Source organism: Streptomyces bicolor, assembly GCF_000719285.1.
GTDB classification, from domain to species: domain Bacteria; phylum Actinomycetota; class Actinomycetes; order Streptomycetales; family Streptomycetaceae; genus Streptomyces; species Streptomyces bicolor.
In genome coordinates this window covers 44,661-57,626 of record NZ_JOFS01000005.1, presented here as the reverse complement: position 1 = coordinate 57,626, position 12,966 = coordinate 44,661, and the positions used below count along the sequence as shown (strand labels likewise).

Here is a 12,966-nt window from a genome sequence, read left to right as displayed (position 1 = left end):
GCGCTCAGTCCCCGATCCGGATGGCCTGGAGGGGGCACACGTCGGCGGCTTCCTCGACCTCCTCGCGCAGGGCGTCGTCCGGATCGGCGACGTACACCAGGTGCCCGTCGTCGTCCATCGAGAAGACGTCGGGAGCCGCGAAGACGCACTGGCCGTGGTCCTGGCATTTGTTCATGTCGACGACGACCTTCATGGCCGGTCCTCCTGAGGTGAGGGCGTCGGAGTGGCGGATGAGGCATGAGGGGCCCGGTCCGGGGAAGGGCCGGGCCCCGGGCAGGGAGCTGAGGAGCTACCGGGGATCCACGCCGAAGTTCATTTGGCTTCAAACAAGATAGGAACGCGCCGACCGACGGTCAATACCTGTCCAGGTGGATAATTTCTTTGGGCTGGACTCTTGCGAGGCGGCGAGAGCTTCCATACTGTTCGGATTCAAACGACGACCTGAGAGCCGCGCCTCCCCCGCGCCCGGGCACCGTCCCCCTCACGCCACCTGCCCAAGCCCCCTCCCCGGGGCCGGCCATCCCACCGTCCCCCCAAGGAGACACCGGTGAGCGCTCATGAGACTCTCGACATCCGTCGCCACCAGGAACGGCTCACCGCCGAGGGCATCGACGTGGTCCGGGTGATCTATCCCGACCTGATCGGCACCGACCGCGCCCGCGACGTCCTGCTGGACCATCTCCCGTCCGCCTGTGCGCACGGTCTGGCCTTCTGCCGCGCCGTCTACCACACGAGCCCGCAGGGCGACGTCGTCCCGGTCGCCGGCGGGCTGGACGCCGGCCTGCCGGACGTGTCCGTCCGTCCTGACCTGTCCACCCTGACCACGCTGCCGTGGGAGCCGGGTGTCGCCACCTGCCTCGGCGAGGTCAGCGACCCCGCGACCGGACGACCGGCCCCCGAGTCGCCGCGGGACCTGCTACGCGCCGTCCTCGCCCGGTGCGCCGAGCACGGGCTGCGCCCGGTCGTTGGCCCCGAACTGGAGTACTTCCTGCTGGAGCCCGCCCCCGGCTCCCCGACCGGATGGCGCCGCGCCCCGCGGACGACCGGCGCCGTCTATACGGCCGGCCTGCGCGCCGACCCGGACAACCGTCTGCTGCGCACCCTGCGCCACCTGCGGGATCTGAACATCGGTGTCGTCACGGGCAACCACGAGTTCGACGGCGGCCAGTACGAGATCAACCTCACCCACTCCACCGCCCTCGATGCCGCCGATCGGGCCTTCCGCTTCAAATCGGCCGTCAAGGAGCTCGCCCGGACCGAGGGCAAGCTCGCCACGTTCATGGCCAAGCCCTTCAACGACGCCGGCGGCTCCGGTTTCCATCTGCACCTCTCATGCGAGGGCGACAGCGGCCGCAACGCCTTCGACGACCCCTCCGGCGCCCACGGCCTCTCCGCCACCGCCCGGCACGCCATCGCCGGCGTCCTCGCGCACGCCCCCGCCCTCGCAGCGCTGGCCAACCCGACCGTCAACTCCTACAAGCGCTTCGGGCCCGACACCCTCGCGCCCTGGCTGATCGACTGGGGGCTCGACAACCGCAGCGCCATGGTCCGGATCCCGCCCGAGCGGGGCAGCGGCGCCCGCCTCGAGATCCGCCTCGGCGACGCCAGCGCGAATCCGTACCTGCTGATCGCCGGAGCGATCGCCGCCGCGCTGCTCGGCATCCGGGCGGGCCAAGAGCCCCCGGCCCCGCTGGAGGGCTACGGCTACGACACCGCCCGGTCGGCCGCCCTGCCCATGAACCTGCCGGCCGCGCTGGACGCCCTGGAAGCGGACACGGAACTGACCGACGTCCTCGGCAAGGACTTCACCGCGTCCTTCCTCTCCTATAAGCGCAACGAGATCGAACGCTTCCAACGGCACGTCACCGACTGGGAGTTCACCGAGTACGCCTACCACCTGTGACGACTGGGAGCCATCCGATGACGACCGAGACCGAGACCCCGACCGCCGCCGTGAACGACCCGATGCCGCTGGCGGACGTGAACCTCGCCGACCTGGACAACTTCACCGACGGCATCACCCCATGGCGTATGTTCCACACCCTGCGCCACCAGGACCCGGTGCACTGGCAGCCCGAGGAGGCCCCCAACTCCGGCTTCTGGGCGGTGACCCGGCATACCGACATCGCCCGCGTCGACCGGGACGCGGAGACCTTCACCTCGACGAAGTTCGTGAACCTCGAAGAGGTCGATGACGACCAGATCAAGAAGCGCGCCTCCATCCTGGAGCTGGACGGCGTCCGCCATCGCGCCCTGCGCAGTCTGCTCCAGCGCCAGTTCGGCGCGAGCGTCATCAACAGCTACAGCGACTTCCTGCGCGGCCTGACCGCCAGGACCCTGGACGCGGCCCTCGCCAAGGGCACCTTCGACTTCGTCGCCGACGTCTCCGCGGACTTCCCCATCAACGTCCTGGCCCGCCTGCTCGACGTCCCGCCGGAGGACAACCAGCGGCTCATCGATTGGGGCAACCGCATCATCGGCAACACCGATCCCGACTACGCCGACGTCCTGCTGCACAGCGCCGAGAGCGAGAAGTACCGCGACCTGCCGTTCCGCTCCCCCGCCTCCCTCGAAGTCTTCGAGTACGGCCGTGAGCTCGCCCGACAGCGGCGCGGCGGCGACGGCACGGACCTGGTCTCCCGGCTGGTGAACACCACCCCGAGGGACGGCGTGCCGCTCTCGCCTCAGGACTTCGACAACTACTTCCTCCTCCTGGTGGTGGCCGGCAACGAGACCACCCGGCACACCATCACCCACTCCATGCTGGCCCTCCTCCAGCACCCCGAGCAGCTCGCCCGCCTCCAGGACGACCCCTCCCTGATCCCGACGGCGGTGGAGGAGTTCCTGCGCTGGGCCTCCCCCGTCTACCACTTCCGCCGCACCGCGACCCGTGACGTCGAACTCGGCGGCAAGCAGGTCAAGGAGGGCGACAAGGTCGTCATGTGGTACGCCTCCGGCAACCGCGACGAGGAGGTCTTCGGAAACCCGTACGACTTCGACGTCACCCGAGCCGACAACGACCACGTCACCTTCGGCAAGGGCAGCCCGCACCTGTGCCTGGGCAACCTGCTCGCCCGCACCGAGATCCGCATCATGTTCGAGGAGCTCATCCCGCGGATCGCCGACATCCGCCTGGCCGGGGACGTGCCACGCGTGCGGTCCAACTTCGTCAACGGCATCAAGAAGCTGCCCGTGGAGGTCGTCCTCATGTGAACGGCCCGAGCTTTCCGGATGCCATCGGTGAGCCTGCGTCATTCGGTTCGCGCGGTCATCCTCGATGAGGATGACCGCATCCTCCTGTACCGATGGGACACAAGGTCTCGGTGGGCGGCCTGTTCGAGCACCCGTGGTGCGGCCGCCGATCCGGTGCTTGGGCGTCGCCCAGAATGCCGCACGCCGCGCGTCCTGGACAGCGGTCGTCTCGAACCTCTTCCAGCCGCTGAGCCGCCGCTCCGCGCGCGGACATGGCGGCCCGACGCATAGCCGTGCCCCGAACTATGTTGCCCCACCACATGTGCCCCTGACCTGCACCTTCCTACGGTGTGCGAACACGTACCCGTCCCCCACCGCACACGAGGAAGTGGCGCACATGGCCTCCGCAACCACCGCTCCCCCACCACCCGGCAATCTCAAGCGCATCGTCGCCGCCAGCCTCATCGGCACCACCATCGAGTGGTACGACTTCTTCCTCTACGGCTCCGCCGCCGCCCTCGTCTTCAACAAGCTGTTCTTCCCGGATTCCGACCCGATCGTCGGCACTCTCCTGTCGTTCCTCACGTACGCCGTCGGATTCGCCGCCCGGCCGCTGGGCGCGCTTGTCTTCGGGCACTACGGGGATCGGCTCGGCCGCAAGAAGCTGCTGGTGCTGAGCCTGTTGCTGATGGGTGGGGCGACCTTCGCGATCGGGCTGCTGCCGACGCACGCGACCATCGGGACCGCCGCGCCCGTGCTGCTGACCGTGTTGCGGCTGGTGCAGGGCTTCGCGCTCGGCGGTGAGTGGGGCGGAGCCGTGTTGCTCGTGTCGGAGCACGGGGACGCGCGACGGCGCGGCTTCTGGGCATCCTGGCCGCAGACCGGCGCTCCCGCGGGGCAGCTCCTGGCGACCGGTGTGCTGTCCCTGCTGACGGCCGTGCTGTCGGACAGCGCCTTCGGCACATGGGGCTGGCGGATACCGTTCCTGCTCTCCGGTGTGCTGGTGATCGTCGGTTTGTGGATTCGTCTGTCTGTCGATGAATCGCCGGTCTTCCGGCAGGCGTTGGCGCAGGCCGAGGCCCGCAAGGCCGCGCACAAGGACGACGCCGAGCGGCTGCCGCTGGTGTCCGTGCTGCGGCACCACTGGCGTGACGTCCTGGTGGCGATGGGCGCACGCATGGCCGAGAACATCAGCTACTACGTCATCACCGCGTTCATCCTCGTCTACGCCACCACCTCGGCCGGAGTCTCCAAACAGACCGCCCTCAACTCCGTGCTCATCGCCTCCGCCGTGCACTTCGCCGTCATTCCGGCCTGGGGCGCGCTGTCCGACCGCCTCGGCCGCCGTCCCGTCTATCTGCTGGGCGCTGTCGGCGTCGGGCTGTGGATGTTCCCGTTCTTCCAGCTCGTCGACACCGGCGACTTCGGCAGCCTGATCCTCGCCGTGACCGTGGGCCTCGTGCTGCACGGCGCCATGTACGCGCCCCAGGCCGCCTTCTTCTCCGAGATGTTCGCCACCCGGATGCGCTACTCCGGTGCCTCGATCGGCGCCCAGTTCGCCTCGGTCGCGGCCGGCGCCCCCGCGCCGCTGATCGCCACCGCACTGCTGTCCGACTACGGCAGCTCCACCCCGATCGCGCTGTACGTCATCGCCGCGGCCGTCCTGACGGTGATCGCGGTGGGCGTCGCCAAGGAGACCCGCCACCGGGATCTTTCCGACGTGGAGCCCACCACCGACGCGAAGCCCGCGACGGCTCAGGCGGCGGACGCGCACACCGTCTGACCCGGACCGTCACGGCCCGAGGCCCTGCGACCGGCCCCCCTACGCCCGTGCGTGCGGGGGTCAGTGCTGTGCCGGTGCCGACAACCGGTGCAGCCGCAGGGCGAGTTGGATCTCCAGCGCGCGGGCGGGACTCTGCCAGTCTTCGCCGAGGAGACGGCCCACGCGCTCCAGGCGCTGGGCGACCGTGTTCACATGGACGTGCAGTTCGTCCTTGGTGCGGGCCGGGCTCATCCCGCAGGCGAAGTACGCGTCGAGGGTGTGCAGCAGGTCGGTGCCGCGCCGTTCGTCGTACGCGACGACCTGGCCGATCGTACGGCCGACGAAGCCCGCGATGTCCCGGTCCCCCGCCAGCAGCAGCCCCAGGAACCCGAAGTCCTCGGCGGCCGCGCCGTCTCCGGCGCGGCCGAGCAGCCGCAGGGCGTCGAGGCAGCGCCGGCCTTCGTCGTAGGCGGCTGCCACGGCGTCGGGATGGGCGGCCAGTCCCTCGACCGGGGCGGAGGCCCCGACGGTCACCGCCTCGTGGACGGCCGTGCCGAGGTGCCGGGCGGTGCGGCGGGCCAGGGCGGTGGCCGTGTCCCCGGCTTCGAGAGGCAGGAGCAACACCGTGCCGCCGTCGCGGGCGGCGGCAAGGCCGTGCCGGGTCGCGGCGAGGTGGGACGCGGCGGACCACAGGCGTCTACGGGCGTCCGCCTCCTGGTCGGCGTCGGCCGGGGCGGCATCGAGGCGGGCGGCGAGGACGACATGCGTGGCGTCGAGGTCGGCGTCCAGCCGCGACGCGCGTTCGCGCAGCAGACGTGGGTCGCGGTCCCGGGCGTCGAGCAGGTCATCCAACAGCTCGCCACGTACGCGCTGTTCGGCCTCGGCGGCGGAACGCCGGGCGAGGAGCAGGAGGGAGGTGACCATCGCGGCCCGCTCCAGCGTGCGCTGGTCGACGGGGTCGAGGCCGGGATGACCACGCAGCACCAGCGCGCCGAGCAGTTCACCGCCCGCGGCCACCGCGGCGATCCAGTCGTCGTCGTGCCGCACGGCGTGGCCTTCCGCGCGGGAGACCTCCAGGGCCCGGGCCGGCGCCGCGGTGGCGTCCGCGAACTCGACCGCGCCGTCGAGGACTTCGGAGACCGCGGCGGCCACGTCGTGCACCCCGCCGCCGCGGAGCACGAGTTCGGCGAGCCGGTCGTGCACGTCCGAGGCACGTTCGATGACTCCGCTGCGATCCCGGATGATCTCGTTGGCCCGCTCCAGGTCGGCGAGGGCCGAGCGGGTCTCGGTGAGCAGGTTCGCCGTGTCGATGGCGGCCGCCGCGAGCGCGGCGAAGGAGCCGAGCAGGGCGATCTGCTCCCGCTCGAAGACGCGGGCGCGCCGGTCCGCCGCGAAGAGGACCCCGATCACATGGTGTCCCAGCATCAGGGGCACCCCGAGGATGGCGACGAGCCCCTCGTCGCGCACGCCGGCGTCGATGGTGAGGGTGTGCTGGAAGCGGTCGTCCTTGAAGTAGTCATCGGTGACGTAGGGGCGTGCGGTCTGCGCGACGAGGCCACCGAGGCCCTCGCCCATGCCGAGCCGCAGTTGCTGGAACCGGGCGGCGACCGAGCCCTCGGTCACCCGCATATAGGTGTCGCCCCTGGCCGGGTCGTTCAGGCTGAGATAGGCGACGTCCGTGCCGAGCAGCGACCGGGCGCGCTGCACGATCGCCTGCAGTACGGCGTCCAGGTCCCGCAGGCCGGCCAGGTCGTGGGCTGTCTCGAAGAGGGCCGACAGCTCGGCCTCCCGCCTGCGCCGCCCCTCCAGCTCTGAGCGCACCCGCAGCGCGAGCAGCTTGGCCTGCTCGAGGGCGACGATCCGCTCGGCCGGTCTGCCCTCGGCGCGCGCGAGCAGCACCGGCTGCTCGTAGGCGTCGGCGGACGCACCCCGGGCCAGCAGCTCGAGGAACGGTGCCTCGGCGTTGCTCATGGGCGCTCCGGCCGCAGCGGCGGAACGTTCGGCGGACTGCACGTGATCGCGGGACATGCCCACAGGATTGCTCATCGCACCGCCACCCCGTCAGCCCTGTGGATAACCCGGAAGTCGGCCGGATGTTCGATGAACCGGCACTCAGTGAGCGGTCCAGCCACCGTCGAGAACCAGCGACGTGCCAGTCACGAAGGATGCCTGCGGACCGCACAGATACGCCACGGCCTCGGCGACCTCCTCCGGTTCGATGAGCCGCTTGACCGCGCTGTCCTGCAACAGCACCTCGGACAGCACCCGCTCCTCGGGGATGCCGTGCGCCCGGGCCTGGTCGGCGAGCTGCTTCTCGACCAGTGGGGTGCGCACATAGGCGGGATTCACACAGTTCGAGGTGACGCCATGGGGCGCGCCCTCCAGGGCCGCGGTCTTGGAGAGTCCCTCCAGACCATGCTTGGCAGCCACATAGGCCGACTTGAAGGCCGAGGCTCGCAGCCCATGGACGGAGGACACATTGACGATCCGGCCCCAGCCCTGCCCATACATATGGGGCAGGGCACCACGGATGAGCCGGAACGGTGCTTCCAGCATCACCGTGAGCACCGTGTGGAAGACGTCCGGCGGGAACTCCTCGATGGGGCGCACCAGTTGCAGCCCGGCGTTGTTGACGAGGATGTCGGTACCGGCGGCCGCGAGTTCGGCGGCGTCCAGGTCGGTGAGGTCGAGGATGTGCGGCTCGACCGCACCCGCGAGGGTCCGCGCTGCCTCGGTGAGCGCCTCCAGGCCCGCACCGTCCCGGTCGACCGCTCTCACCTTCGCCCCGGCAGCAGCGAGCCGCAGCACACAGGCACGGCCGATCCCACCGGCGGCGCCGGTGACGAGGGCGGTGCGGCCACCGAGGTCGAGTGAGGAAGGCCGGGAGGAGCCGTGGGCCGGGAGAGCGCTGGACGGGGTCATGGCTCGACCCTAGGCAGCACCCTCGTCGGCCCACATATGGTCACAGTCCATACTTCAGTCCGAAGTCATAGGCTCGAACCACGTGGGTTCATCGGACAGCGCCTGCTTGATCCGGAACAGCTGACGTTCGCCCATAACAGGCAGCGCGTCCACCTCGTACCACCCGACTTGCAGGGATTCGTCGTCGTTCACACGGGCCTCGCCGCCGACGGCCCGGCAGCGGAAGGTGATGTCCATGAACTGGCACATGTCGCCGTTGGGATAGGTGACCTCGTTGCCGGACCTGACGAGGACGACCCGCTCGGCGACGCACCGGACACCCGTCTCCTCGTACACCTCCCGTACCGCGCAGGCGGCGGGCTGCTCGCCGGGGTCCGGGATGCCGTTGATCACCGTCCACTTGCGGTTGTCCGCGCGTTGCCCCAGCAGGACCCGCCCCTCGTCGTCGAAGACGACGGCGCTGACCCCTGGCAGCCACAGCAGTTGGTGCCCGGCGGAGGCTCGGATCGTACGAATGAAGTCAGGAGTGGCCATGGCCTCGACCCTAACGGGCAGATGGCGGCGCTCCCGGCGGGTTCCGGGGGCGTGCGACCGGCGTACGGCTACACCTGAGCAGCGCGTCGACCGCGCACGCCCGCACCGATCGCCCAGCCGAGTCCGCCGGCGGCTACCAGCACCAGCGCGATCTCCGGCAGGATGCCGAGTCGTGTGGCGGGCGTCTCGGTGGAGCGCAGCGGCACCTTCTGGACCAGCGAGTCGGCCACGAACATGCCGGTCCTCTGGGTGATCCGGCCGTCCGGCATGATGATCGCGCTGACGCCGCTGGTCACCGGAACGGTGACGGTCCGGCTGTGCTCGACGGCGCGGACGCGGGACATGGCGAGCTGCTGGTAGGTCATCTCGCTGCGGTCGAAGGTCGCGTTGTTGCTCGGTACGGAGATCATCTGCGCGCCGTCGGTGACCTCGGAGCGCACGGTCCAGTCGAAGGCCGCCTCGTAGCAGGTGACGAGACCGACCTTGGCGCCGTCCATGGTGAACACGCCCGGTTCGCTGCCCCGGCTGAAGTCCTGGCGGACCATCGAGGTCCAGGTCTCGTTGATCGCGCCGACGAGCGAGCGCAGCGGCAGGTACTCGCCGAACGGCTGGATCTGCCGCTTGTCATACGTGTCGACCGGGCCCTTGACCGGGTCCCAGAGGATCTGCTCGTTGAGCAGCTTGCCGTCCCGCTCCACGACGCCGCCGACGGAGATGGGTGCCCCGATCGCCTTGGCGGCCGCGTCGATGACGGCGCGGGCGTCGGCGTTGGCGAAGGGGTCGATGTCTGAGGAGTTCTCCGGCCAGAGCACGAAGTCGGGCTGTGCGATCTTGCCCGCCTTGACCTCGGCGGCCAGCCGCTCGGTCTCACGTGCGTGGTAGTCGAGCACGGCTCGCCGCTGGGCGTTGAAGTCCAACCCCGCGCGCGGAACGTTGCCCTGGATGACCGCGACCGTCGCGGTGCCGTTCTCGGCCTTGTCGCTGATCAGCGGCCGCGCGGCCACAGCGCCCACGACCGGCACGGCCACACTCAGCAGGGCCACGGCCGCGGCGGACCGTCGTATCGCCCGGGTTCGCCGCCGCTCCACGACCAGGCGCACGACCTCGTAGAGGCCGAAGCCGCACAGGACGACCGCGAAACCGAGCACGGGGGTGCCGCCCACCGCTGCGAGCGGCAGGAAGACACCGTCGGCCTGACCGAACGCGATCTTCCCCCACGGGAAGCCGTTGAACGGCGCACGCGCGCGTGCCGCCTCTCCGGCGATCCACAGTGCCGCCGCCCACACCGGCCGGCCCGGCAGCTTGGACACCGCGGCGACTCCCGCGCCCACCAGTGCCACGAAGATCGCCTCGATCGCGGCCAGCGCGATCCAGGGGCCGGGCCCGACCTCCACTCCGGTCCACACCAGCAACGGCAGCAGGAAGCCGAGGCCGAAGAGATAGCCGAGGCCGAGGCCCGCCTTCCAGCTGCGGCCGCGCAGCACCCAGCCGAAGGCGGCGAAGGCCGGCAGGGCCAGCCACCACAGGGTGCGCGGCGGGAAGCTGACATAGAGCAGCACTCCGGAGAGCGCCGCGGTGAGGGCCGGAACCAGGCGCACGAGCCATGCCGCGCGCGAGGCCGGCGCGGTCTGCGGCTGCAGCTGGTCCGACTCGTCCACGGAAGTTGCGGTGACGGTCACTCCGGGAGTGTACGGCGGTCGACCTCGGCATCGACAGCGCGGTCCAGTGGCAGCGATCTTGACGTACTGGCCGGGAGGGCGGGGGTCCCGCCCCCGGCAGGGGGGCGCCCCGCCCCCCTCGGTAATCAGGCAACCGCCCGCTCCGGCCCGACGACCCGATCCCTCCGCACGCACGTGACGCATCGTTCCTGCACGACACGTCCACAAATCGGCCATCAGCCGTTACGGTATGCCGGAGCCTCAGTCGTACCGGCCGGTGAGGTCCGGATGGCCGAGGTGCGTCACGGGTCGGGGGACCGGGTTCGGGGGGCGGGGTGGGTGTCACGGGGATGGCGTCTGCGGCGGGTCCGGGTGAGGACGGCGACAGACGAAACGTTTCTGATGCCGCGGGCGTTGTCGTGTTGGGGGTCTGCGCCACGTGGTCGCTGATCTCGGCTGCCGTGACCGGCGGCCGTCCCGAGGGCGTTCTGCTCGCGATCCTCGCCGTGGCGGCCGGTTATGCCGCGGGGCGGATCAGCGGGGCGCTCCTGCCGGTCGCCGCGCCCTGTGCCGGAGCGCTGGCCGGAGTGGGCCTGACGCTGACCGTTCCACACCTGGCCCCGGGCCCGCAGATCATCGCCCCGCTGGGGCATGCCGGGGCCACCGCCGCCGTACTGACCCTCGCCGCCGGTGCCGCGTGCTGCGCCGCCTGGGCCGCGTCGGCGCCCGTCCTGCGCCTGGCCCTGCGCATGCTGGCCGCCGGAATCGCGGTGACGGCCGCCGTCCTCGGCTCGACCACGGGCTTCGTCACCTGCACCGCCGTCGTGCTGTGCTCCCTCGCGGCCGGCCAGATGCGCCATCGCGGCGTGGGCATCGCGGGACTGGCGCTCACCGCGACCGCGGTCACCGGCCTGACCTGGGCGGTCGCCGCGAGCGCGGTGCCCGACGGGTTCGCCTCCTGGCTGGAGGGTCAGCTGACACCGCACCGGATCCAGCTGTGGCGCGACGCCCTGCACCTGGCACGCGAGGACCTCGCCCTGGGAGTGGGCCCGGGACGCTTCGGGGAGCTCAGCACCACGGCGACCGGAACGTTGCTGTCCGACGGCAAGCCGCACTCGGCGCCCCTGCAACAGGCGGCGGAGCAGGGAGTCGCCGGCGTGATCCTGCTGGCGGCGGCCTTCTGCTGGATGCTGTTCGCACTGTGGCGCACCGCGCGCCCCACTCCGGTCGCGCTGACCGCGGGCGCCGCCCTTACCGCGGTGGCGGCGATCGCCGCCGTAGGCAACGCGCTCAGCTTCACTTCGGTGTCCGTGGGCGCTGGCCTGCTGGCGGGGCTGGCCACGGCGCGGCCGCTCGCCGACGCATCGTCGGAGCGCGAGATCGACGCACGCGCGCGTGGCGGACGGCCAACCCCATGACCCCGGAGGAGGCTAAGGACTGGCCCCCATTATCAGTGCGCCGCGCCCGGCGTCCGTGTCCGCAGCCGGTCCCTGATGACCCGTACGGCCGCCTCCGCGTCGTCCACGGTGATCGTGAACGTATGGCCGTCACCCAGCCTCAGCACCAGCCCCTCACCACGCCGTACGACGACCGCGGTGCCCTTCTCGGGCCGCCACCGGTAGCCCCAACCGCCCCAGTGGCGCGGAGTCACATGCTCGACGAAGTCGGCGCCCTCGACCTCGGACAGGGGGATGCGGCGGCGCGGCACACCGATATGGCCGCAGCGCACCTCGAGGCACTCCTTGTCGACCCTCAGGGCGACGTGCACGAACGCCAGGGTGCCGAAGAGGACCAGCAGCCCGGCGGCGATGCAGCCGACGACGGCCATGACGAGCGGGGCGATGCCGTCGTTCCACGGTGAGTCGACGGCCAGCTCGATCCCGAGGGCCATGCAGGCGGCGCCGATGAGCGCCAGCAGCCATTGGACCCTGTTGGTCGCCCGCCCGGTCCAGACATCGGGGTGCGGTTTACCGCCGTGGGGGTGGTCCCTCATGGCTATGAGGTTACTCAGGTTTCGCTCCGCCGGTACCGCGTCGCACAGGGTGACTGCGCCGACTGGACCAGGCCGGACCGAAAGCGTCCGCCCTGTGACCGCCGGGTCACCGTGCGGGGCTGATCGCCTGCAGGAGACGGCCTTCCTCGTAGACGAGAGCGGCCTCGGGCAGATTTCCCTCACGTCCGCTCAGCAGCACCGTCAGGGTGCCGTTCGGCTCGGCCCCGGGAGCGGACTGCTCGCCGAGGCGGCGCAACGCCTGCGCGGCGACCGCTTCGGCTGAGCCGTGCAGGACCAGTGGCGGGAACCCGGGACGCTGGACGGCGGCGCGGATCCGGTCGGCGACCAGCTCGTAGTGGGTGCAGCCCAGGACGACGGTCGTCACGTCCTCGGGGGTCAGCGCGGCGGCGGCTGCGACGGCGGCCTCGATCGCGGTCTCGTCCGCGTGCTCGACCGCCTCGGCGAGCCCGAAGCACGGCACCTCGGTGACGGTCACGCCGTCGGCGAAGTCCTTTATGAGCCCCTTCTGGTAGGGGCTGCCGGTGGTGGCGGGCGTGGCCCAGATCGCGACGGGGCCGCCGCCGGCCGCGGCCGGCTTGATCGCCGGGACCGTACCGATGACCGGAATGCGGGGTTCGAGGCGGGCGCGCAGGGTGTGCAGGGCGTGCACGGTCGCGGTGTTGCAGCCGATGATCAGGGCGTCGGGCCGGTGTTCGACGGCGGCGTCGGCGACGGCCACGGCGCGCTGCGTGAGGTCCTCCAGAGTCCTCCGTCCCCAGGGCATGCCGTCGGGGTCGAGGGAGAGTACGAGATCTGCGTCGGGTCGCAGCCGCCGTACGGCGGCGGTGGCCGCCAGCAAGCCGATTCCGGAGTCCATCAGCGCGATCTTCACCCGGCCACGATAG

The 12,966-nt window shown here is 71.1% G+C and carries 11 protein-coding genes; 4 read left to right on the top strand and 7 right to left on the bottom strand.

Features of this window, described 5'->3' with window-relative positions:
* Window positions 1-4: 4 nt before the first annotated feature.
* Window positions 5-193, bottom strand: a complete 189-nt coding sequence (locus tag IF78_RS0106515; protein WP_031484019.1) for a ferredoxin — start codon at window positions 191-193, stop codon at window positions 5-7.
* 354 nt (window positions 194-547) lie between these two features.
* On the opposite strand from IF78_RS0106515, the gene IF78_RS0106510 reads away from it, so the two are divergent.
* The 3 genes from IF78_RS0106510 (at window position 548) to IF78_RS0106500 (ending at window position 4,975) form a co-directional block, all read left to right on the top strand.
* Complete coding sequence (locus tag IF78_RS0106510) at window positions 548-1,903, top strand: glutamine synthetase family protein (protein ID WP_031484017.1); 1,356 nt, start codon at window positions 548-550, stop codon at window positions 1,901-1,903.
* A 17-nt stretch (window positions 1,904-1,920) separates the two neighbouring features.
* The gene (locus tag IF78_RS0106505) at window positions 1,921-3,213 is read left to right on the top strand and encodes a cytochrome P450 (RefSeq protein ID WP_031484015.1); all 1,293 of its coding nucleotides are present in this window, start codon (window positions 1,921-1,923) and stop codon (window positions 3,211-3,213) included.
* A gap of 376 nt (window positions 3,214-3,589) precedes the next feature.
* On the top strand, window positions 3,590-4,975 hold the full coding sequence (locus IF78_RS0106500; RefSeq protein WP_031484013.1) for an MFS transporter: 1,386 nt from the start codon (window positions 3,590-3,592) through the stop codon (window positions 4,973-4,975).
* A 60-nt stretch (window positions 4,976-5,035) separates the two neighbouring features.
* On the opposite strand, the gene IF78_RS0106495 is transcribed toward IF78_RS0106500, so the two are convergent.
* From IF78_RS0106495 to lnt, 4 genes are all read right to left on the bottom strand, one after another.
* Window positions 5,036-6,982, bottom strand: coding sequence for a helix-turn-helix domain-containing protein (locus tag IF78_RS0106495; RefSeq protein ID WP_031484011.1), 1,947 nt, complete (start codon window positions 6,980-6,982; stop codon window positions 5,036-5,038).
* An 84-nt stretch (window positions 6,983-7,066) separates the two neighbouring features.
* Window positions 7,067-7,876: a 3-hydroxybutyrate dehydrogenase gene (locus IF78_RS0106490; protein ID WP_031484010.1), complete on the bottom strand. Its 810-nt coding sequence runs from the start codon at window positions 7,874-7,876 to the stop codon at window positions 7,067-7,069.
* 54 nt (window positions 7,877-7,930) lie between these two features.
* Window positions 7,931-8,410 (bottom strand): NUDIX hydrolase, encoded by a 480-nt coding sequence (locus tag IF78_RS0106485; RefSeq protein WP_031484009.1) that lies wholly within the window; start codon window positions 8,408-8,410, stop codon window positions 7,931-7,933.
* A 68-nt stretch (window positions 8,411-8,478) separates the two neighbouring features.
* Window positions 8,479-10,089 carry an apolipoprotein N-acyltransferase gene (gene lnt, locus IF78_RS0106480; protein ID WP_031484007.1) on the bottom strand — a complete coding sequence of 537 codons (1,611 nt, stop codon included), beginning with the start codon at window positions 10,087-10,089 and terminating at the stop codon, window positions 8,479-8,481.
* A 329-nt stretch (window positions 10,090-10,418) separates the two neighbouring features.
* On the opposite strand from lnt, the gene IF78_RS0106475 reads away from it, so the two are divergent.
* Entirely contained in the window at window positions 10,419-11,486 is a 1,068-nt protein-coding gene (locus IF78_RS0106475) for an O-antigen ligase family protein (RefSeq protein WP_078662333.1), read from the top strand.
* 32 nt (window positions 11,487-11,518) lie between these two features.
* Here IF78_RS0106475 and IF78_RS0106470 read toward each other — a convergent pair whose 3' ends face one another.
* Both IF78_RS0106470 and IF78_RS0106465 read right to left on the bottom strand, forming a co-directional pair.
* Window positions 11,519-12,061: a hypothetical protein gene (locus tag IF78_RS0106470; protein ID WP_031484003.1), complete on the bottom strand. Its 543-nt coding sequence runs from the start codon at window positions 12,059-12,061 to the stop codon at window positions 11,519-11,521.
* Window positions 12,062-12,167: 106 nt separating this feature from the next.
* Entirely contained in the window at window positions 12,168-12,953 is a 786-nt protein-coding gene (locus tag IF78_RS0106465; protein ID WP_031484001.1) for a glutamate racemase, read from the bottom strand.
* Window positions 12,954-12,966 lie beyond the last annotated feature (13 nt).

Coding starts and splice junctions, on each gene's coding strand:
- IF78_RS0106485 (WP_031484009.1), bottom strand. CDS start 8,410: ATGGCCACTCCTGACTTCATTCGTACGATCCGAGCCTCCGCCGGGCAC.
- IF78_RS0106475 (WP_078662333.1), top strand. CDS start 10,419: ATGGCGTCTGCGGCGGGTCCGGGTGAGGACGGCGACAGACGAAACGTT.
- IF78_RS0106490 (WP_031484010.1), bottom strand. CDS start 7,876: ATGACCCCGTCCAGCGCTCTCCCGGCCCACGGCTCCTCCCGGCCTTCC.
- IF78_RS0106470 (WP_031484003.1), bottom strand. CDS start 12,061: ATGAGGGACCACCCCCACGGCGGTAAACCGCACCCCGATGTCTGGACC.
- IF78_RS0106495 (WP_031484011.1), bottom strand. CDS start 6,982: ATGTCCCGCGATCACGTGCAGTCCGCCGAACGTTCCGCCGCTGCGGCC.
- IF78_RS0106500 (WP_031484013.1), top strand. CDS start 3,590: ATGGCCTCCGCAACCACCGCTCCCCCACCACCCGGCAATCTCAAGCGC.
- IF78_RS0106505 (WP_031484015.1), top strand. CDS start 1,921: ATGACGACCGAGACCGAGACCCCGACCGCCGCCGTGAACGACCCGATG.
- IF78_RS0106515 (WP_031484019.1), bottom strand. CDS start 193: ATGAAGGTCGTCGTCGACATGAACAAATGCCAGGACCACGGCCAGTGC.